The following is a 21,928-nucleotide window of genomic DNA, read 5'->3' as shown; positions in this document are numbered from 1 at the left end:
TACTTATTGCTTTAAATGAAAGATTTAATAAATAAACTGTATAAAAACCACTCGTTGATTTACAAAGGGTTACTGTTTTTATGTACATCGTTTCTAATTGTGTATCTGTTTCCAAAAAGTGGAAAATTCAGATATAATTTTGAAAAAGGAAAACCGTGGCAATCGGAAAATTTATATGCGCCCTTCGATTTTGCCATAAAGAAAACCGATGAAGAAATTACTTTTGAAAAGCAGAATATTATTGATAATTCTGTATTGTATTTCGATATTGATAGTTCGGTTGAACCTAAAGTTAAAGACCTGTATAAAGAACAGTTTAAAAAGGTATTTGGCGACTCATTATCTGTAAGATCTTTTCAAACCGTTTACAATACCGGCTTAGAAATTATTGAAGAACTTTATACTTTTGGTATTCTTAATGAAACATACGATTATGCCGATACCAGAATAATTGCCTTACTTGAAGAACGCACAAAAAAACAAGACGGTTTTTTTGCCGATTTAATAAAACTTGATGCCGTTAGCATTATAATTAATAAAGAACTCGAAAGCAAAGGCCTTCTGGCTTATAAAACTAATTTTACATCCTTGTTTTTTGATATTATCGAACCGAATTTAACGTTCGATAAATCGTTTACAGAAAAAGCTTTAGAGGAAGAGTTAAGCAGGATAGCTTACACCCGTGGGAGCATAGAAAAAGAAACCCTAATTATTTCCAAAGGAGAAGTTATAGAAGGGGATAAGTATCAGGTTTTAAAATCGCTCGAATCGGAATATGAGTCACAAGTGTGGACTAAATCCAATTACAATTGGATTATTTTTGCCTACACTGTTTTAGTGGCTTTGGCACTCTTGATGTTACTTTTATTTCTTAGAAAATATCGTGTTGAAGTCTTTGAAAATAATACTAAAGTAACCTTCATTTTCTTTAATGTGTTCCTCATGGTATTTATGACTACCCTGGTTGTAAATTATAATTCTGAGTTCGTTTATGTGGTTCCGATATGTATTTTACCTTTAATTCTTAAAGCGTTTTTCGATGCGCGTTTAGGATTGTTTTCACATGTTATAACGGTATTGCTTTTAGGGTTTATTGTTCCAAACAGTTATGAGTATACATTCCTGCAAATTATTGCTGGTATTGTAACTATTTTAACGGTTTCAGAGTTGTATAAACGCGCTAACTTGTTTATCTCGGTAGGACAGATTACCTTAATTTATATTGTAGCTTATTTTGCTTTTTTCTTAATTCATGAAGGAAGTATTGAGACCATTAAATGGGAAATGTTTAAGTGGTTCCTTTTGGGTGGACTGGCAACCTTATTTGTTCAGCCGCTAATTTATGCCTACGAACGTATTTTTGGATTGGTGTCTGATGTATCGCTTTTAGAGTTATCTGATACGAATTCAAATTTGTTAAAAGAACTTTCTAATAAAGCACCAGGAACGTTCCACCATTCTTTAAATGTGGCTAATTTAGCTGAAGCCTCTGCCAACGAAATACATGCCAATGCTATGTTGGTAAGGGTAGGAGCTTTGTATCATGATATCGGAAAAATGAAAAACCCGACCTATTTCACCGAAAATCAATTAACAGGTCTTAATCCGCATGATGAGTTGTCGCCAAAGGAAAGTGCTCGAGTTATAATCGATCATGTTATTAATGGTATTGAAATAGCTAAAAAGAATAACTTGCCCGACCGAGTTATTGATTTTATACGTTCGCATCACGGGACCAATTTGGTTTATTATTTCTATATGAAAGAGAAAAAGGAATATGAAGAAACAAATATTCAACCAGATCCGGCAGATTTTAGCTACCCAGGGCCAAAACCGTTTAGTAAAGAAACTGCAATCCTTATGATGTGTGATAGTATTGAAGCAGCCTCGAAAAGTTTAAAGGAACCTACTTCAACAAAAATTGATTCGTTTGTTGAAAATATCATAGATAAGCAGATTGAAGATGGTCAATTTTTAAATGCGGACATAACTTTTAAAGAAATTCAAAAAATAAAAAAAGTGCTAAAACGCAAGCTTGCAAACATTTACCATTTGAGAATTGAATACCCCGAATAATTTTCAAAAAAAAGTGCAAAAAATAGTTGTGAGTATCTCAAGTATCGCTTACATTTGCAACCGCAAAAACGATTGCGCAAGTTCATAATTAAAAGTTTAAGGAGAGGTGCCAGAGTGGTAATGGAGCAGATTGCTAATCTGTCGACGGGTAACTGTCGCCGGGGTTCGAGTCCCCGTCTCTCCGCAAAAAAATATTTCTTTTAAAACTGCCGGTTAAAGAAATATAACTTACACCTCGGGGTGTAGCGTAGCCCGGTTATCGCGCCTGCTTTGGGAGCAGGAGGTCGCAGGTTCGAATCCTGCCACCCCGACAAAATTGAAATATTGAAAACTAAATAAATATTAAATAAATGATTTTCAGGAGTTTAATATTTTTTAGTTTCAATTGAAATCATTTGAATTCAATGCTAAAGATGTCCTATAGGGTGTCCTATTTAATTCAAATGAATTTCGTAAATTGTCTTTCCTACGGGACTTTCCAGAGATTTGACTTTCACTTTAATCATTGTTTAACTAAAGTGAAATGTAATGAAAACCACAAAATCATTTAGTATTGGCTTTTGGCTGAAAAAGACAGCAATCAAAAGTGACGGACAAATTCCAATTTATGCACGTATTCGTGTGGATGGTGTTGGATCAGATATCAGTATTAAGCGTACAACCTTTGAATCTCATTGGTGTTCAGAATCCTCAAGACTTAATCCAAGGGTTAAAGGTGCGCAGAGTATAAACATGTATTTAGATGATGTTTATGCTGATTTAATGGATTGCCATAGACAACTGTACGGTGAAGGTCGCCCGATTACGTCTCAAAAAATTAAACTTCGTTATTTAGGAAAAGACAAAACCTTTGAAAAGTTATCGGACATTATAAGGTATCACAAAGAGGTTGAAGCTCCAAAACTATCTCAAGGCACCTTAAAAAACTATGGAGCAACAGAAAAGTATCTTAAGCGATTTATTGAGCATCAATATAAAACTTCAGATATTCAATTACAATTTATAGATTATCTCTTTATAGTAGATTTTGAAAACTACCTAAGAACATGTAAGCCACTTAGATCTTCACAGCCTTTAAATAATAATGGGGTAATGAAACATATGGAACGGTTTCAGAAGCTCGTAAACATTGCGGTTAAATTTGGATGTTTTACAGCAAACCCTTTTAATTTATACGGGTTAAAGTATGATGATTATGATAGTGCTTTTTTGGAAATAAAAGAACTGAATAAACTAAAAGTTGTTAAACTGAAGGAATCAGGATTGCTTCTTGTTAGAGATTTGTTTTTGTTTTCTTGCTATACAGGTTTAACCTATACCGAGGTTGAACTACTTAAAAAAGAAGATATAGTTGAGGGTGTTGATGGTGATTTATGGATAGATATTAAAAGAAAGAAAACTAAAACTACGGTTAAAGTGCCTTTATTACCCCAAGCCAACGAAATTTTAGAGCGTTATAGTCATTATCCAAACCAAGTTAACCAAAACAGGCTTTTACCGGTTATATCAAATCAAAAGGTTAATAAATATTTAAAAACCATTGCAACAGTCGTAGGAATTAATAAGCATTTAACCTTTCATGTAGCTAGGCATACTTTCGCTACAACAATTACTTTGCTTAATGATGTTCCTTTTGAAACGGTATCAAAACTTTTGGGTCATACTAAATTATCAACCACTCAAAAATATGCTAGGGTGATTGAAAAGAAAATAAGTAAAGATATGGGGAAATTAAAAGATGTACTAAAAAGGGAAGAAATTAAACAGAATCATTATATAGGATCAAATGTGGTTAGTTTAAGGATAGTTTAAGAGGTGTTTATAGCCTTCTAAGTAGACTGTCACAGGTTCGAATCCTGTCGCGATCACAAGTATTTAAAGGCTTCTCAAATATGGGGAGCCTTTCTTGTTTTTGATTTGCACAAAATTTATAAAATTAATGTTGATTTTCGAAGTTACTCTTTATTCATTGGTTTCATTCTCTTGATCGATAATGATCATTTCTACATCATGAATAAAAAATTTAGTTTTATAGGATTCCATTTTAATACCTCCATCATAATGAATTAAATTATAGTTTTTAATCATATTATTTGTCATAATTTGTATCTGTAATTCAATGGTTTCCTGATCTTTTTTGGAAGCTTTATTTTTTTCAATTGATTTAATTTTTAATGCATTTAAGTCTTCTTTTAATTTATTTAAATCTTCTGTTGTCATAGTTTTAGTTTATTTAATTGAAAAGTTTGCTTTTTCTCCTTTTAGAAATGATATTTTAAAATCTAAAATTTCATTATATCCTTTTTTATAGATTACTTTAACAGAATTTTCTATATCAGTGTAATTTTGCCTATTGATTTTATGCCAAAGAACTGCCACATGCCCTTCTTTATTTCTGAAAACTTTTGCTATTTTCAAACCTTTTTCAAAATCTGATTTGTTATCTGGAGTGATAATTTCAAAAATATTATCAATTAGGGAATTCAGTGAATAGGTGTCATGTGGGTTTAATTGATTTGAATCAATTATTGTTTTAAACTTTGTTGGTTTATTAGGGTTAAAAGGAGACTGTTTTTTTACTTTATTTATGCAGTAATTGTTTTTTAAAAATAGAGCTTTTAAGAGTAATTCTGTTCCAATACCAATGAATAACCTTTTTTGGATATTTCTTGCCATAAGTTTATAAGGTTCTTGAATAGAAATGTCTTTTGTTAAGATTTTAGCGGAATTTTCGAAATAGAAGTCGGCCATTAATTTTAATCAATACAACGGTAACATATCTCAGATGGTATGGAAGTCAGCCCATAACAATGTCAAGAAATCGTATATGTTTAAGTACGATAAACTAAACAGATTGCAGAATGCCTATTATGGGGAAGGTAGCAGTTTAAATACCAATTGGAACAAATTTGAATTAAGCATTTCTGGATATGATTTCAATGGTAACATAAGTAGCCTTACCCGTAAGGGAGGAAGTATGGGAAGTACCATTGATAATCTTACCTATTACTACGATGCAGGGAATCAATTAATGAAGATAGTTGATGCTTCAGGTTCGAGCGGATTTGTGAATGGGACTAATACTGGAGATGACTATACGTATGATGATAACGGAAATCTTACTAAAGATCTAAATAAGAATATCACTTTAATAGAGTATAACCATTTAGACTTGGTAACTAAAGTTACTTTTGGGGATGGTAAACGTATTGAGTTTTTATATGATGCTTCTGGGGCAAAACTACAAATGAAATATGTTAATGGAGGCAGTACTACTGCGACAGACTATATTGGAGGGTTTCAGTACCAGCAAAGTGTGTTACAGTTTTTTCCGACCCCAGAGGGTTATGTGGAACATAATGGAGGGATTTACAATTATGTGTACAGTATAAAGGATCATTTGGGTAACGTTCGCATAAGTTTTAAGGACGGGGATAACAATAACATTGTTAACAGTTCAGATATCCTCTCAAACACAGATTACTATCCAATGGGTATGCCTCATTACGGGGAATATGCTATAAACTCTACATATAATTTTAAATATCAAGGAAAAGAGTTACTAAAGAGTAATAAATACAACATGTACGATTTTGGTAGTCGTATGTATGATCCGTCAGTTGGTCGTTGGTTTAATACTGATCCACAGAACCAATTTGGTAGTCCCTATTTGGCTATGGGTAATAATTGGGTAGTGTCTGTAGATCCCAATGGAGAGTTTGCTTTTGTACCCATTTTAGCAGCTGCGATGATAGGAGGAATGATTAGTGGGGTACAGACAGATATGTCTGGAGGTGATTTTTTGCAAGGATTTGTTAAAGGTGCTATTATTGGAGGTGTTACATCAGTTGTTGGTCAAGTAGCTAATGGATTAAATATGGCTAAGTCGTTAGGTGTTGGCTTTTTTAGAGGAGCATATGTTGGCGCTTCTGGGGGAGCAGCTGGAGGATTGACTTCTGGGATATTAGATGGAAATGATTTTGAAGAAACATTAATATCGGGAGGAGTTGGTTTAATTAGTGGAGGGGGTATAGGTGGATTAGCATCTGGTATTACCGCAGCAAATCATGGAGGTAATTTTTGGACCGGTCATGGGGCTACTTTTGAGGTGCCAGCTTTTAATTATAAAGGAGAAAATCAAGTCGGTGAAGGTATGGAATATACAACTGAGTATGGTAAGGGATATTTAGATTATTTTCCAGATATGGAACATCCTTATAGATATTATGCTGATGGGACGGCTCCAAAGGGGTATATATATAATGAAAAAAATGGAGTATTATATAGTAAGAAAGGAACAGGTGCCTTAGCGGTGACAAGATATGACCATACTATTCTAAGGTCAGATATGTATATGGGAAGAGCGGCTTTTGTAAGTAAAGAAGCTCTTTATTTAACTACTGGACATGAGTTAATGCATATAGCGCATTTTAGTGCAGGTTTATTCAGTGAAGTTAAAGGGCATAATTCAATTTATGATTGGCAGTATCAACAAGCAAAAGCTTGGGGGTTACACGACATGGCTAGATCTTATAAATCTAGAATATTGCCAGGTTTTTTTAATAGAAATTATGATTGGAATAAATATTGCATTGGTATTTGTCCAACAAAGGGTTTTTTAAATTAGTTATGAAGATATTTAGTTTAATAAGTTTAGTGATATTGTTTATGTTTAACGGATCATGTATATCAAAAAAGATAGAGAAAATCCAGAATGTAAATGTTCTTGAATATCATAATTTTTATGAATATGAAAACAAAAATGTTATAGATCAAATTAAGATTTTATATAGTTCAGGTAAAGAGTTTAATAAAATTGATGATTTTCAAGTTAGAGATTTGAAAAATCAAAATATTTTAATAAATGGGGATCTATTTGATTTGGTGTTTGAAAAGTGTTTTTTGAAATATTACAATGATGATAAACTTTATATGAGTACTTTAAAGGAAACTTCTCAATTATATTATATAGGTAAGTTAGATCAAAGTACTTTTTTTTACACTCAATTTTTTTTGTTAAAAATAACGGATAAAAAAAAAACTTTTTTAATTGAGAAGTTAATTATGTTGAACTCAAATTATAATTCGTTAACAGCTTTAATAAATTTATCAGATAATCGTTGTTTTGATGAAGGTTGTGAAAGTAGGATAAGCAGGAGAATTAGTACTAATAAATTTATTATAGAGTTTAGTCCCTATTCGGCAGATTTAATTAATGAAAGTCCTTGGAGCACTGAAGAGGTGTTCTATACTTACTTTAATTTTACTAAAGATGGTTATCTAAACATTAAAATGAGGGATTAATTTTATTGCTTCTTGAGAATTAATAATAGGATTTAAACAAGAGGATTTGGATTTATTAGTAATTAAGGTTGAAAAAGACTTTTGTTTTATTCTTTAAGCTGTCTTCAGCTGTTAGATAATTGATTACTGATAAAGAATTAAAAAACATAAACTGTATTAAAAAATGAAAAGACTAGGATTAGTTTTATTATTGGTAACCATAAAATTTTACGCCCAAGATGCGGTAGATATAGGCACACCTGCAAGAAGTCCGTTTAATTTGGGAGGAGATATCCAAGGAGTTATACAAAATAGTGTTAATGAAGTTACTGGCAAGGTGACATTTTCATTACCATTAGGGACTATAGGAGCATCGACGGTTTCTTATGGTTTGAACTTGACCTATAATGGGCAATCAGCATTTAAAAATGGAAAGGAGACCAATAAATATAACCCAACCAGTGTGGTTGGTGTAGGTTTTTCATTAAGTGTTCCAAAAATCATGGTAGATAATAAGGGGACAGGTACCATGGAAGACGATGACTTTTATTTGTTAGATGGAGGAACTAGTAGCAAATTAATTTGTACAAATAAGGATGGATTAACTGGAGCAGAGACTTGGGAATTTCAAATGGAGAAGTATTCTCCTTGGAAAATAAAGTTCTATAAGTATAACCTTTATTATGAGGATGATTATTGGACTATTGTAAAGGAAGATGGATTGACCTATAAATTTGGAGCTTCAGCCAGTACAAGTAAATCCAAAGAAAGTGTTATTAGATGGGGGAACTGGATAGGAAGCTCTCTTCAGTCTGGAGGTACTCAACAAACGATTGTTTGGAATTTATCAAGTATCGAAGACCAGTTTGAAAATGTGTCTTTTCAATATGAATTAGAAGAGATAGCACAGTCAGGTTCGGTGAAACAAACGGAAGCATCCTATTTAAAGAAGATATCGTCTTCAAATGGAGCAAGTATTCAATTGACTTATGGAACTAAAGGTAGCTTGGAATATTATGAGCCACATAAAGAAAAGGTAGAACCGGATGCGTATCAGGAACGCTATGAGAAAAAGTATTTGCAAAGTGTTTCGAGTTATAATAATGCTAATGAACTGGTGTCTACTTATAACATAGGATATACTTTAAATGGAAGTAGCTTAAATACCAAGCGTTATTTAACCAGTTTGACACAAACAGCTTACAATAATGGACAGAGTGAGGTAATGCCATCTCAAACTTTTGATTATCATTATACAGGGACATTTAAGGGAGGGATAAAAACAATAACTTACCCAACAGGAGGGGCTGTAACCTATAATTACAAGAACAAGTTTTTATTTAATAATTATTCCAATCAATTCGAAACTTCAGCGTTTTCTCAGCCAAGCGGTTATATGTATCACAGTATGTTTGTAAGTGATAATTATGGGATATTCGTATACAGGACTGAGAATAAGATTAGTGGAGATAAATACCGCTTTAAGTTTTTTAGGGTTTGGTGGACCGGACAGAAATGGGAATGGGAAGAATTTACTTTTCCTCATTTAATGTTAGATCCAAGTACGGTAAATGAAGGAGGCCCCTTAAAAGATCTATATCCGGTTTTGGAAAGGGATTATTATGGGTTTGTTTATGACAAAGGCACAGCTGCAGATATCTATTTATGGCATTTGGAGAATGATGGCAGAACTTGGGATTATTATACCACGACCAATAAGAGTATTGGTAGTACAAACCCAAGATTTCATTCAGGTGATGAGTTTGTTGCTTTACAAAATTATTCTAGTGGGGAATTATATACTTATGTATGGAATGGATCTTCGTGGAATTACAAATTGATAGATCAAGGTTCAGGAAAGTATTATATTACTGCAACTAATAATTATATAATGTCCTTAAATGAAGAAGGAGGTACCGATTATATAAGTGGTGTTGGGCATACAGATAGATATTATTTTCATTATTTGGATGCTCAAAAGAATTGGCAAAGTAAGTCATGGTCTGCTGAAGCAGATCCTTATATAGACGGGACAGAGGCGCCTAGTTACTTTTACCCTGATAATTCGATTATTGGTTTTGTAGCAGATGATAATCCAGAATTGTTTCTTAGGTGGGATACAAATTATAATTTAACTAATGTTGACAACGTTCTAGGATCTTATAACGATAGTTCACCAATGGTTCCAGTTGGTAATGGTATGTTTACAATACATAGTTCGTTTTATAAGAATCCTAATAAATCAGCTAGGTTTAATGGTGTTAATTGGAGTGTGAGTGCCTTGCCATCTGCTAACAACTCTTATTATTCTAAACTTAATTTTGGAGAGGATATTATGCTATTTCAAAATAATCCAAGTATTTCAGGTGTCGGCTACCATAAATATAATCCTAACACTAATTCATGGACATATGCTACGTTAAATAGTAATTATTCCAGTTCTTTAAATAATTATAAACTTTCAACAATTAATTCTGATTTTATTATAGCATCTAATAAAATTTATGAAAGAACAAATCTTGGAGTACTCTCTGAAATAGGAACATTGCAATATGATAATAGTTTTAGTTATTCTGATGGATTAAGACATTCATTTGTAAGACAATTAAATGGAGGGAATTATCAAGGTGTATATTATTATATAAATAAGGAAACGGGATTATTATCAAGTATAAATACAGGATCACAATATATGTTTTCTTCACGAGGTAGTAAGATGGGAGGGTACACCTCTTTTATGTCTCCAAGTTCTATTTGGCTAAGACAAGATGAAGCTGGAGATTACAGATATTTTTATAGAATAATAGATGATAAGATTAACAATTCTGTATATGACATTGTAGTAAATCATATAGATATTAATGATGATAATGGAGGTTTAAGAAAAGTACAATACACTTACAATAAACCAAAGTGTAGCCCAGATAATAGTTCTACGTTTTATGGTGAAGTTATCATTGAGAATAAAGGTGTTGGGACTGGTAATATAGGTAAGGTAGTTAAAAGGTTTAATGATGGTTCTACAGATTTGAGTATGGTTGGTTTGCCTTTGGAAGTTTTAACTATCGATGCTAATAACAAGGTTGTAAAACGAACCACTACAACTTGGAATAAGTATTCAAAATCTATATATAATGGTAGTGGCTATTTTTATAAAAGTTATTATATAAGGCCAACTATCGAAAAAGAAGAGTTATTTTTTGAGGAAAGCCCAAAAATAGTTAACACTAAGACTTATAGTTATAATACATATGGGTTAAAAACAGGTTCAACGACTACAGATAGTAAAGGAGAAAGTATGAGTCAGAATATCACCTACGCCTATCAGCAATATAGTTTTGTTGAAGATAAGAATATGTTATCATTTCCTTATATGATTTATACAAAGGAGGGTAATTATATTACTTTAAATGTAGAGCAATCCAAATGGATAGAAGATAATGGTAAAGTCTATGTGAATGAGAATTGGTCTGGTCCAGCAACAAATAAAATGCGATTAAACAATCAAGTATCTAAAGTGGAAACGACAACGGGTAATGTATTAGAAAGCAATAACGGAAAAGGTATTTATAGTACGGCTTTATTTGGTTATAATAACCTTTATAATGTAGCGACAGTTAATAATGCCACTTATCAAGAGGTAATAGATGAATTGGATGTCACATATTATCAATTACAGGGATTAAGTACATCAAGTTTGAAGACTGAATTATTAAAACTATATGATCGTTTACCAAATGCAAGTATTAGTCTTAAATTTTATGATAGTAGTGGAAGAGTTATTAGTAAAGTGGATGAAAGGAAAGAAGAAGTATTTATATACTATGATACATTAGGTCGAGAGGATTATGTAACTGATGCCCAGGGTAATATCTTAGAAAAGAAAAATTATCATTTTGCAAATTAAGTTATAGGTGAAAATAGAACTGGTACAATAAATTGTAAAAAGGGGTTAACTAATATGTTAATCCTTTTTTTTGTGTGTTAAGTAATTAAATTTATAGAGGTCAGTAGTTAGTTACTTATAATTTCCCCTGCTATTCCCGAGCTCATTTTAAAATAAGTTGTCCCATATAAGGGAAATGGTTAAGTATGAGTTGGTTATTGTTTTGTGTGAGAATAAAAGCTAATTAAAATGTTTTTTTTAGAAGGTAAAGGAGGTTAAATCCCTTTAGCGTTATAATATTTATGTTTTATAAGCATATTTTACAAGAAGTATTTCTGTTTTGAGCTATTCTGTACTGTATTTGAGATTTAAATTTATTGGAGTAGGTGCTAAAATTTATAGATAAGTCATTAAAAGCTTAAACTAATGAGTTAAATTAAGCCTTATTATTACTAAGGTAAAACCTTAGTGTTTTTCTACGCATATTAAGTATTTTTATCGTTTTAAAAGATTTAAATGATAAAAAAAAAATTATGCCTATTAGGTTTAGGACTTGTTTTAATAAGTTGTAAAGTAGGTGAGGTGTTAGGGAATGGGGAGCATAAAACTTCACAACAGGTTTTATTGGGAGGAATTGGTTCTAGTGAAACCAATATATTTAAAACTGACTTTAGTAATACCGCACTTCCTGTTTATGATATTTCTTTAAAAGTTAATGTTGAACCTATTTCATTTAATAAACAAGATTTCAAGGACTTTAAGGTTGCAAATAATCTACAAAATGCACCTATCGAATTAGAGTTTATAGATTCTATAAAGATAAAGCCAAAATATGTTAAGTTAAAAATTGCAGACAAGGTTGAACTTTTAAAGGTAATCAATCAAACAAATAATAGTAATCTTAAGGATTATTTAGCACATTCAACTGATTCTAATTTTATAACAAGTATTTCTATGGCTTTTAATGGAGATGTTTTGGAAGCTTTAATGCAAGCCGAATCTGTTTTTCTTATTGAAAATAGTTATAAGACATATAGTTTAGAATTAAAGGATTCAAAAGGGGATTCTAAGGTCATTTCATTTAATAATGGTGTTGTTTTTAAATACGAGCTAAGCCATTGTTGCTGGCAGGAAGATAAAAGACATCATCTTAATATTGTCGATATAGTAGAACAGTATAAATCATGTCCTAAACAAACCTATTCTTCAGCTTTAAAAGCAGAAAAACATTCCAAAAAACACAAATTATAGCTTATGAAGCGTTGTTTAATATTTTTAATTTTTTTTACAACTATTTTTTTTAGTTGTGATGATATTATAGAAGTAGAAGATATATCCAGCGATGTGGTTTTAATTTTGGCACCTACATCAGGAAGTATAGTTGATTTAGATCCTGTTAGTTTTACATGGGAACCTATAGAAGATGCTGAAAACTATCATTTACAAATTGCAATACCCAACTTTGAAGAGGCATCACAAGTCGTATTGGATACAGTTATATCAAAGACGAATTTTGAAAAATCCTTGGAAGCAAGCCAATATGAATGGCGAGTGAAAGCACAGAATTCAGGGTATAGTACAGAGTTTAATTCAACAAAATTTGTTGTAGAATAATTAATTTTTAGGATTAATTAATGAAAAGCAAAAAGAATACATATTTATTGTTGGTAGGTGTTTTATCTATTTGGGGTATCGTTGCTTTTAAAATATTTTCTGCGGTATCTCCAAAGGATACCAAAATTAAACAAAAACAAATCATTCAATTTAATCCTAAGCATAGTAAAGTTATAGACACCTTTTCGATTAGCATAGTAAATCGGGATCCTTTTTTAGGAACAATGTATGTCAAGCCAAAACGAGAGGTTGTTGTAAAAAAAAGTAACGTTAATAGAAAGGAAATTGTCTGGAAAGATGTTAGCTACCATGGTAATATCTCTAAAAAAGGAAATACGGAAAATATTTGTATAGTTTCTATAGATGGAAATCAAAGGGTGATGCATGTCGGACAAGAATTTGGTGGAGTAAAATTAATTTCTGCAACTAATGCACATATATTGGTGAGTTATCAAGGTGCTAAAAAGAGGGTTGCGAAACTATGATTAAGTTAAAGGCTGGTGCATTACAGTTTACAATATTTGTTATTGTCATTGTTGGTATTTTACTAGCGACGTTCATTATTTTTATTTACACACATAATCAATTTCATAATCAGTCTGAATTACTAGTTAAAACTATTAAAAATGCAGATAAGGGAGTTGATTACTTACTCCATAATCTAATCGATTTAAAGTATTCAGAACCTTTTAATCTTGAAGCTGAAAATGAAGAATTAATTAGCATTACAACTGATTTTTGGGGTGTGTATAAAAAAGTAATATCCACTTCAAGTATCAAACAAAACACTTTTAATAAGGTGGCATTGTTGGGATTTAAACGATCTGATAAAGATGTAGCTCTTTATGTTGAGGATCATAATAGACCATTGGTTGTTGTTGGTGATACCAAAATCATAGGCGATGCCTTTATACCGGAACAAGGCATTCGAACAGGAAATATCTCAGGAAATTCTTATTACGGGTCTCAGTTAATTTATGGAAGGAGTAGAACCATAAAAGATTTTCCTAATCTCAATACAGAAATTTTAAACCAAATAAAGCATATAAAAGATAGAATTAAGGATTTAGATAATGGCTATTATTTAGATGTTGAAGGAAGAAGAGTAATAGAAAAATCTTTTTTAGAACCCTTAAAAGCTATTTATAAGCCAGATGTTATAAAGCTTACGGAAATATCACTAACAGGCCATATTGTTGTACAATCAGAGACCAAGATTAAAATTGATGCATCAGCAACTCTACATGATGTTATTTTAATAGCACCTCAAGTTGAAATAGGGGATAATGTTAAAGGGAATTTCCAAGTTTTTGCTTCTAAATCATTGAAGGTTGGAACAGCATGTAATTTAACATACCCATCGGTTTTGGTTTTAAACGAAGAAATAAAAATAAGTGAAACATCTAATAATGAAACACCTGTGTTGGAAATAGGGGAAGGAACAGAAGTTAAGGGTAGTGTTATATTTTTAGGAGAATCAAAAGGGTATAAGGCTCAAACTATAATCGATAAAAACACTATAATAACAGGAGAGGTCTACTGTAATAGGAATTTAGAGCTTAAAGGAATTGTGGAAGGTGTTGTATTGACTTCTAGTTTTGTTGCAAATCAATCAGGTTCCTCTTATCAAAACCATTTGTATAATGGCATTATCGATATAAATAAATTACATGATAATTATGTCGGTATTACTTTTAAAGATGAGAAAAGAGGAATAGTAAAATGGTTGTATTAAAAAAAATAAAAGGATCAACATTAATGGAAACCTTAGTAGCTAGTGTGTTAATTGTGGTTGTATTTATGTTATCCAGTATGGTTCTGAACAACATATTTTCAAATGTTATTAATGGAAAAACCAGAGATATCGAAGTATTTATAACCGAACAAGAATACTTATATCAAAATGGATTATTGAAACTGCCCTTTCAGGATGATTTTAAAGAGTGGCATGTTTCCATTATTAAGGAAGATAAACAGAATCAGGTTTTTATCGAGGCAATACATACGCAAACTCAAAAGGGAATAAATAGAATTCTAAATAGCAATGATTAAAAAAATTAATGGGTTTACATTAAATGAATTGGTCATTGTGTTAATTATAACGAGTATCGTTGTGGGACTTGCCTTTTCTATTTTATCTATCGTTCAAAGGCATATGTCGGCGATTCAAAAAAATATAATACATCATACACAATTGGATAAATTAGAACAGCGCTTATGGATGGATTTTAATAGGTTCTCCACTATTACTTATGATAAAGACAATGAATTGTTGATATTTATTAATGAACTAGATACGCTTAATTATGAATTTTTAGACAAACATGTTGTGATAGGTTCAGATTCTTTACAAATTGAAATCAAAGAAGTCAATCTGTTTTTTTTAGGACATTCGGTTGATTCAGGAAATGTTGATGCTTTGAAATTAGAAATGACAGAAGGGTTTCAAAGCCAACAACTTTTTGTTTATAAGCATAATGATGCTGCAATATTTATGAATAATGGCATTTAAATTAGATAGTGTTACCAACATAGAATCACGACAAGAAATCGATAAGCAAAATGGTTCTTTTTTAAAAAAGGAGATTCACTTATTTAATAAGGTATTCTCAAATAAAGTAAAGGAGGATTTTTATACTGAATTAAGCGTCCTTTTAAATGCAGGAATAACACTAAAAGAAGCACTAGAACTTATTTTAAGTTCACAAAAGAAAATATATAATAAGACCTTATTATCAGATATTTTAAACGATGTTATTTCAGGGCAATCTTTATCTGAAACGCTTAGCGTAAAAAATCAATTTTCACAATATGAATATTATTCCATAAAAATTGGAGAAGATACTGGAACCCTAGCGTTAGTGTCAGAACAACTTGGTAGTTTTTTTGCTAAGAAGAATGAGCAAAAGAGAAACCTTATAAGTGCACTTTCTTATCCAATGATAATTTTAACCACAGCTGTTTTGGTTGTTATCTTTATGTTGCGGTTTGTAGTGCCTATGTTTCAGGATATTTTTAGACAACAGAAGGTAGAGCTTCCAGGAATAACAAAATTTATTATTGGTGTATCAGATTTTATGGGAGACCAAGGATGGTATTTATTAGTGTTAATTGTCTTACTTTTTGTTTTAAGATCTTTATTCAATAAGAAAAAATGGTTTAATGAGTTCAAAGGAACATTAGTTTTAAAAATCCCTTTTATTGGACATTTTGTGAAACTTATTTATTTGTCACAATTCACCCAAGCTGTTTCTTTGTTGGTAGCATCAAAGGTACCCCTTGTAAATAGTATCCAACTTGTAAAACAAATGATTATGTTTTACCCATTGCAAGAAGCATTGGGAACAGTAGAGCGTAACATTCTAAAAGGAGAATCCTTAAGTTTTAGTTTGAAACAACATAAATTATTTGACGATAAAATGGTCGCTCTTGTAAAGGTAGCAGAAGAAACTAATCAAACGGAATTTATATTTAGCAGACTTAATATGCAATATAATAATCAAGTACAGCAACAGTCAAAGGTATTGTCCACTATTATGGAACCTTTTATCATTTTAATAGTGGGTATTTTTGTTGGGATTATTTTAATAGCCATGTATTTACCAATGTTTAAGCTAAGTAGTGTTTTGGGTTAGTGATAAATAATTATTGTCATTATGTTTTTCGGTTTAGATTATAAGTGGCTAAATTGCAAACAACTGTTATAGTGAGCCACCCGTAGCGAATGAAACTGAGCTACTAAAAAATAGATTCCATTTATAGGGCATTACCAATCTTATAATCAAAAAGATCATGGCCAATAAAATAAAATATGAGAAAAGTAAATTTGTCTTTTTAGCCAGTTATAAATAATTTGTGAATTTATTGACACTATCCCGAAAAGTGTGTAAAGTATAAAATATCGAGGGTTTAGCTTTTTTAAATCTGGACCCTTTTTTCAAATATAGTTAAAAACTGGTTTAAAATAATGCCCCAGTTTCTAATCGGCATCGACCATTTTTTAGTAGCCTCTCTAAGAGCTAAAAAAGTGGACTTCATTACTGCTTCATCTGTTGGAAATGACAGCTTGTTTTTGGTGTACTTCCTGATTTTTCCATTAAGGTTTTCAATAAGGTTCGTGGTGTAAATGATTTTCCTAATTTCTAAAGGAAATTCATAGAAAGCGGTAAGCTCTTCCCAGTTGTCATTCCAGCTTTTAATAGCGTAAGAGTACTTGTGTTCCCATTTTTGAGCAAAGTCCTCTAGAGCGGCTTTTGCTGCGCTTTTGGTGGGTGCATCGTAGATATTTTTCATATCCTTTGTAAAGGCCTTCTTGTCTTTCCAAACCACATAGCGGCAAGCGTTACGAATTTGATGCACCACGCAGATTTGGGTTTTAGATTCAGGAAAAACGTTTTTAATGGTATCGGTAAAGCCGTTAAGATTATCTGTAGCTGTGATAAGCAAATCCTGAACGCCTCTAGCTTTAATATCAGTCAAGACACTCATCCAAAAGGCTGCCGATTCATTCTTACCCAGCCAAAGTCCCAAAACTTCCTTTTTACCATCCCTGCGTAATCCTACAGCAATGTACATGGTTTTGTTAATGACTTTGGAGTTCTCCCGAACTTTGAATACAATACCGTCCATCCAAGTAATTAAATATACAGGCTCTAGTGGTCTGTTTTGCCAGGCAACAATATCATTGGTCACTTTATCTGTGATGCGAGATATGGTAGATGTAGATACATCAAAATCGTAAACTTCTCGGATTTGTTCTTCGATATCAGAATTACTCATACCCTTTGCATAAAGGCTGATAATGACGTTTTCTATGCCATCGACCATATTGGTACGTTTAGGAACTAACATAGGGTTAAAAGAGGCTTCTCGGTCTCTGGGAACTTTAATATTGGTCTCTCCTAAAGCTGTTTTTATCTTTTTAGAAGCGTAACCGTTACGGGTATTGCTATTGTCGGATTGTTGATGTTTATCATAATCTAAATGCGCATCAAGTTCTCCTTCTAGCATCTTTTCAATACCTCGCTTTTGGATGGATTTTAGAAAGGAGGTCAGTTCGTCTCCTGTTTTAAACTGTTTTAAAAAATCGTCGTTTAGAAAATCTTCTTTCTTCATAAGTGTGTAAATTTTAAAATTAAACAAAAAAAATATCGAGAGCATTAACCCTCGATTTTTAATCTTTACACACTTTGTGAGATACTACCAATTTATTATTTTACAAGCATATGTTTTGTTAAAAGTCAACCTTTCTAATAAATAGTATGCGAAATATTCTCTAAGTAAATAACTCAGAATTCTTAAAGAGTCATAAATAAAATAAATATAGGAGTGTGATAAGAGGGACCATATTATTTAATTGCCACAAACAGTAGGGTTTGTCCTTATTATTGTGATGGTGATACCATAGAATTAAAAATAAATTATTGTGGATTTTTGCGGAAAAATAATACTACTTTAATGAATGTTTTTAATCTAAAAAAAGGACCTTTAATTTTAAGTTTAACTTTTTCTTTTCTGTTGTATTCACAAGAAGATTATTATGGAAAACAACTTAATTCAAATGTAATGTTGTCTTCTCAAACACTAATTAGTCCATCTGTATCCTCTCCTGATATTACAGCTTTTACAAAATATAATTTTGTTCCTACTTCTAATTACACAGGAAGAGCAAATATTAATATTCCTTTTTATGAGATTTCAAGTGGAAATATTCATATACCTATAAATATTTCGTATAATTCTTCTGGTGCTAAAGTATCAGATATGGCCTCTAATGTGGGTTTGAATTGGAGTTTAAATGCAGGAGGAGCCATTACAAGAATAATTAAAGGGGTGGATGATTTTACTAGACCGAAATATACAGTTTCTACTGAAAAGATGGGGGTTTCAGGATGGTTAGGTTATACTTCAGTAATTAGCAATTTTAGCGATGCATCACAACTTTATAATGATCCTGCTCCAGATGTTTTTGTAGTCAATGCTCCGGGACTTTCAACAAAATACATCCATGAAAAACATTTGAAGGCAACAAATGGGGAAACTACATTTTTTCCAGTTAGTGGGACTAAACCAGATCCAATAGAGCTGAATCATCAAGGAAATTTAATTGATGAAACATTTGGATTTGTGACAAAAACCTATTTCGATGAATCTCAACAAAATTATAAAGAGAATACAACATTTGGTCTTCAAAATGTTAAAGTAACGGCGTTAAATGGATTGGAGTATAGTTTTTCTACTCCTGATTTGTCCAGGCACCAAAGTGGTTATGGAGAACTAGGTCTCAATACTGTAACGGATAAAATTAGTGCCTATAAATTGGATCGAATATATGATCCTTCAACCAATCAGGAGGTTATTTTTGAATATGAGCAATATTATAATTACTTCGAAGAAATTATTTTAACTAAACCAAATTCTTATGGAGGAGGTACAGATATTCAATATTCTCATGATACCTCTAAAACTGTATTTCCATATTTACATCGATTAAAAAATATATATTTTGAAGGTGGGGTAGTTCAGTTTATTTATGGTTTAAATAGATTAGATAATACGGGGGAAAAAGCATTAACAGAAATTAAGGTTAAAGATCAAAATAACATAGTAGTTAAACACTTTAAATTGTCTTATGGTTATTTTCAATCAAACATAGGAGCGGGGACAGCGCAAAGTAAACGATTGAGATTAGATAGAGTGTATGAGGTGGATAAGAATGCAAATGAATTACCGGGGTATTCATTTAACTATGATACTTTAAATGAGATGCCTCCTCGAAATTCTTATGCTCATGATTTTCTAGGGTATAATAATGGATCTTTTAATCAGTCAATTGTTGATCCTGTGCCAATTTATTATTTCAAAAATAATAAGGTAATTCCATTCAATGAATCCAATTCGGTTTTATTGCCAGGAAATTTTTCATTGGAAGCCAATGAGGCCTATTGTAAATCTTACAGTTTGACTCAAATGACGCTTCCTACAGGAGGAAGAAATGAGTATGAGTATGAAATTAATAAATTTCAATATTTAGGAAGTACAAAAGAAGGTGGAGGCCTACGTTTGAAATCTCAGAAGATAATTGATGAAGAAGGATCTGAGCAAATTATAGATTATGAATATGGTTCAGGAGGTATTGCTAGATTTCCAAATTATGCTGCTTTTAAACTAAAAAATGGAAATTGGAATGCTTCTAGTAATCCACAAAATTTAACAGAATTGACTTCCTATTTTGGTATAGATACTTTTACTTCTCCTCAATCCTATGTAGAGTATACAAACGGTTCTTTTGTAGGTTATCAGAATGTTACTGTAAAAAATAGATTGGGTAATGGAAAGACGACATATAACTATAAGGGCTTTCAAGGGTATCCTAATTTAGATTCATCTAAGTCTTATAATATTTCAGACCCATATTCAGAGTCATGGAGTTTAGTAGGGAAATCCAGTCTTTATTTTGATAGGGATTTTATGAGAGGAATTTTAGAAAGTGTATTGATATATGATGAAAGTGGAGGTGTTTTGAAGGCAAAATATTATACTTATTCCTATAATGAGTTCAGAAGTATTAGTTTAAGCCACTTAAATAAAGCCGTTAGTGGTTCTTCTAATTGTTACTCAAGTAATGGTGAGTATTATTGGGTATCTAGTTGTGGAGGATATGTTGAAAATTTGGAATTACCGATAGCTAGGTATCTTTTAAGTTCTGTAATTGAATATGATAATTTAAATAGTCAAAACCCTAATTCATTTGTTACTAAAACTGAATATACTTATGATTTTAAATACCCTCTAATTAAAATTGAAAGAAAATCAGTCGGCGAAGATGATACTCTTCAAGGGTTAGATCCATTTTTAGAATTATACACCAATACAAATTATGATTTTCAACAGATTAAAGAAATAAGTTACCCTTTAACAGGAGGAAATCCTGAGTACAATGAGCAAGATGAGATTAGTGGTGTGGTTAATGCAGATAATTTAGTTGCTCAAAATAGATTAAGTACAGTTTTAAACGTAAAATACAAAGATCGAAATTCTGAAATTATTAGGGAAGAAAGATACAATTATAAAAATTTTGGAAATGATATAATAGATCTAGAGAATATTGAGTACATAGGTCATGATGGAACAGCTTCATTTTCGGAGCAGGTATCTAAAAGGGATAGTAAAGGAAATATTTTGGAAGTTGTAGGGAAAACAGGAAATCCTATTGTTTTTGTTTGGGGGTATAATAAGGAACATCTAATTGCTAGGATTGAAAATGCTACAATTGAACAAGGGAAGTTAAACTCAATAAATGCAACTATACAAACCTATATTGATGATGCGGTTGTTGCTTCTGATGAAGATAATTCAGGGGTAGCAGAAAATACGTTACGTTCAAAATTACAATTAGTAAGAAGTAATTTACCTTTAGCTATGGTGACTACTTACACCTACGATCCATTAGTAGGTGTGACCAGTGAAACCGATCCCAGGGGTAATACAATTTCCTATGTATATGATGATTTCGGAAGATTGGAATATGTTAAAGATGCAGATAGTAATATATTAAGCAAGAACGAATATCATTATCAGGGTCAACAGTAATAATCAGTAAAAAATAGAATAAAATGAGAGCAATATATCACATATGGCTAGCGATAGCTATGTCTTTATTTACCGTTTCAGAAGGTATATCACAAGAAATAGAACCTACTATTGTAGGGGAATGGCAGATGGATTATACCTCCAGTTACAACGAAATTTCATTTGAAGGCAAGGAAAGAATTAATAGGCTACCAGAAAAGATGAAGGAGCGAATTGAGTCATCATATAAAAGTCGGTTGTTAATTTTGGAAGATACAGGTGTGTTTCATATAAAGTCAGATAAATTAAAGGACTTTTCAGGGACTTGGCAGTATATAGCAAACAGTCAAGTCTTGCAATTGACTAGCGCTACAGGTAAATCTCATCAAGAATTTAAGGTAATAGAATTAGGAAGTAATCGAATGGTTTTAAAACTCCTTGGTAAGGGGGATTCAACAGCACTATTTGTAACACAATATTTTAATAAAAATTAAAAAA

At 31.6% G+C, this 21,928-nt stretch carries 17 protein-coding genes and 2 tRNA genes; 16 read left to right on the top strand and 3 right to left on the bottom strand.

Annotation, left to right across the window (positions count from 1 at the left end; translation table 11 throughout):
* Positions 1 to 15: 15 nt before the first annotated feature.
* From RBH94_RS14500 to RBH94_RS14485, 4 genes are all read left to right on the top strand, one after another.
* Complete coding sequence (locus RBH94_RS14500) at positions 16 to 2,076, top strand: HD family phosphohydrolase (RefSeq protein WP_307881538.1); 2,061 nt, start codon at positions 16 to 18, stop codon at positions 2,074 to 2,076.
* A 100-nt stretch (positions 2,077 to 2,176) separates the two neighbouring features.
* Positions 2,177 to 2,260 (top strand) — tRNA-Ser (locus RBH94_RS14495).
* 52 nt (positions 2,261 to 2,312) lie between these two features.
* Positions 2,313 to 2,387, top strand: a tRNA-Pro gene (locus tag RBH94_RS14490).
* A gap of 217 nt (positions 2,388 to 2,604) precedes the next feature.
* Positions 2,605 to 3,888, top strand: a complete 1,284-nt coding sequence (locus RBH94_RS14485) for a site-specific integrase (protein ID WP_258228539.1) — start codon at positions 2,605 to 2,607, stop codon at positions 3,886 to 3,888.
* 150 nt (positions 3,889 to 4,038) lie between these two features.
* Here the strand turns inward: RBH94_RS14485 and RBH94_RS14480 are convergent, their stop codons facing one another.
* Positions 4,039 to 4,296 (bottom strand): hypothetical protein, encoded by a 258-nt coding sequence (locus tag RBH94_RS14480; RefSeq protein WP_258228540.1) that lies wholly within the window; start codon positions 4,294 to 4,296, stop codon positions 4,039 to 4,041.
* A 9-nt stretch (positions 4,297 to 4,305) separates the two neighbouring features.
* Entirely contained in the window at positions 4,306 to 4,752 is a 447-nt protein-coding gene (locus RBH94_RS14475) for a hypothetical protein (RefSeq protein WP_307881537.1), read from the bottom strand.
* A 151-nt stretch (positions 4,753 to 4,903) separates the two neighbouring features.
* On the opposite strand from RBH94_RS14475, the gene RBH94_RS14470 reads away from it, so the two are divergent.
* The 10 genes from RBH94_RS14470 to RBH94_RS14425 all read left to right on the top strand — a co-directional run bounded on the left by RBH94_RS14470 (position 4,904) and on the right by RBH94_RS14425 (position 16,494).
* Positions 4,904 to 6,703, top strand: coding sequence for an RHS repeat domain-containing protein (locus tag RBH94_RS14470; protein WP_307881536.1), 1,800 nt, complete (start codon positions 4,904 to 4,906; stop codon positions 6,701 to 6,703).
* Between the two features lie 41 nt (positions 6,704 to 6,744).
* On the top strand, positions 6,745 to 7,380 hold the full coding sequence (locus RBH94_RS14465; RefSeq protein WP_258226950.1) for a hypothetical protein: 636 nt from the start codon (positions 6,745 to 6,747) through the stop codon (positions 7,378 to 7,380).
* A 163-nt stretch (positions 7,381 to 7,543) separates the two neighbouring features.
* Positions 7,544 to 11,266 carry a hypothetical protein gene (locus RBH94_RS14460; protein ID WP_307881535.1) on the top strand — a complete coding sequence of 1,241 codons (3,723 nt, stop codon included), beginning with the start codon at positions 7,544 to 7,546 and terminating at the stop codon, positions 11,264 to 11,266.
* Between the two features lie 495 nt (positions 11,267 to 11,761).
* Positions 11,762 to 12,496, top strand: coding sequence for a hypothetical protein (locus tag RBH94_RS14455; protein ID WP_258226953.1), 735 nt, complete (start codon positions 11,762 to 11,764; stop codon positions 12,494 to 12,496).
* 3 nt (positions 12,497 to 12,499) lie between these two features.
* Positions 12,500 to 12,859: a hypothetical protein gene (locus RBH94_RS14450; RefSeq protein WP_258226954.1), complete on the top strand. Its 360-nt coding sequence runs from the start codon at positions 12,500 to 12,502 to the stop codon at positions 12,857 to 12,859.
* Between the two features lie 20 nt (positions 12,860 to 12,879).
* Complete coding sequence (locus RBH94_RS14445) at positions 12,880 to 13,344, top strand: hypothetical protein (protein WP_258226955.1); 465 nt, start codon at positions 12,880 to 12,882, stop codon at positions 13,342 to 13,344.
* Complete coding sequence (locus RBH94_RS14440; protein WP_258226956.1) at positions 13,341 to 14,594, top strand: hypothetical protein; 1,254 nt, start codon at positions 13,341 to 13,343, stop codon at positions 14,592 to 14,594. The genes RBH94_RS14445 and RBH94_RS14440 overlap by 4 nt, the downstream gene beginning before the upstream one ends.
* 23 nt (positions 14,595 to 14,617) lie before the next feature.
* Positions 14,618 to 14,911 carry a hypothetical protein gene (locus tag RBH94_RS14435; RefSeq protein WP_258226957.1) on the top strand — a complete coding sequence of 98 codons (294 nt, stop codon included), beginning with the start codon at positions 14,618 to 14,620 and terminating at the stop codon, positions 14,909 to 14,911.
* On the top strand, positions 14,904 to 15,371 hold the full coding sequence (locus RBH94_RS14430; RefSeq protein WP_258226958.1) for a prepilin-type N-terminal cleavage/methylation domain-containing protein: 468 nt from the start codon (positions 14,904 to 14,906) through the stop codon (positions 15,369 to 15,371). The genes RBH94_RS14435 and RBH94_RS14430 overlap by 8 nt, the downstream gene beginning before the upstream one ends.
* Positions 15,361 to 16,494: a type II secretion system F family protein gene (locus RBH94_RS14425; RefSeq protein WP_258226959.1), complete on the top strand. Its 1,134-nt coding sequence runs from the start codon at positions 15,361 to 15,363 to the stop codon at positions 16,492 to 16,494. Before RBH94_RS14430 ends, RBH94_RS14425 begins: the two co-directional genes overlap by 11 nt.
* A 283-nt stretch (positions 16,495 to 16,777) precedes the next feature.
* Here the strand turns inward: RBH94_RS14425 and RBH94_RS14420 are convergent, their stop codons facing one another.
* The gene (locus RBH94_RS14420; protein ID WP_258226960.1) at positions 16,778 to 17,974 is read right to left on the bottom strand and encodes an IS256 family transposase; all 1,197 of its coding nucleotides are present in this window, start codon (positions 17,972 to 17,974) and stop codon (positions 16,778 to 16,780) included.
* Between the two features lie 342 nt (positions 17,975 to 18,316).
* Here RBH94_RS14420 and RBH94_RS14415 point away from each other — a divergent pair, with 342 nt between their 5' ends.
* Together RBH94_RS14415 and RBH94_RS14410 are read left to right on the top strand one after the other, a co-directional pair.
* A complete protein-coding gene (locus tag RBH94_RS14415) occupies positions 18,317 to 21,451 on the top strand; it encodes an RHS repeat domain-containing protein (RefSeq protein ID WP_307881534.1) in 3,135 nt (1,044 codons plus the stop codon).
* Between the two features lie 23 nt (positions 21,452 to 21,474).
* Positions 21,475 to 21,924, top strand: a complete 450-nt coding sequence (locus RBH94_RS14410; RefSeq protein WP_258226962.1) for a lipocalin family protein — start codon at positions 21,475 to 21,477, stop codon at positions 21,922 to 21,924.
* Positions 21,925 to 21,928 lie beyond the last annotated feature (4 nt).

The sequence above is a fragment of the Aestuariibaculum sp. YM273 genome (assembly GCF_030908365.1).
GTDB classification, from domain to species: domain Bacteria; phylum Bacteroidota; class Bacteroidia; order Flavobacteriales; family Flavobacteriaceae; genus Aestuariibaculum; species Aestuariibaculum marinum.
Note: the sequence above shows the minus strand (reverse complement) of the source record. Positions and strands in the feature narration are given on the sequence as shown.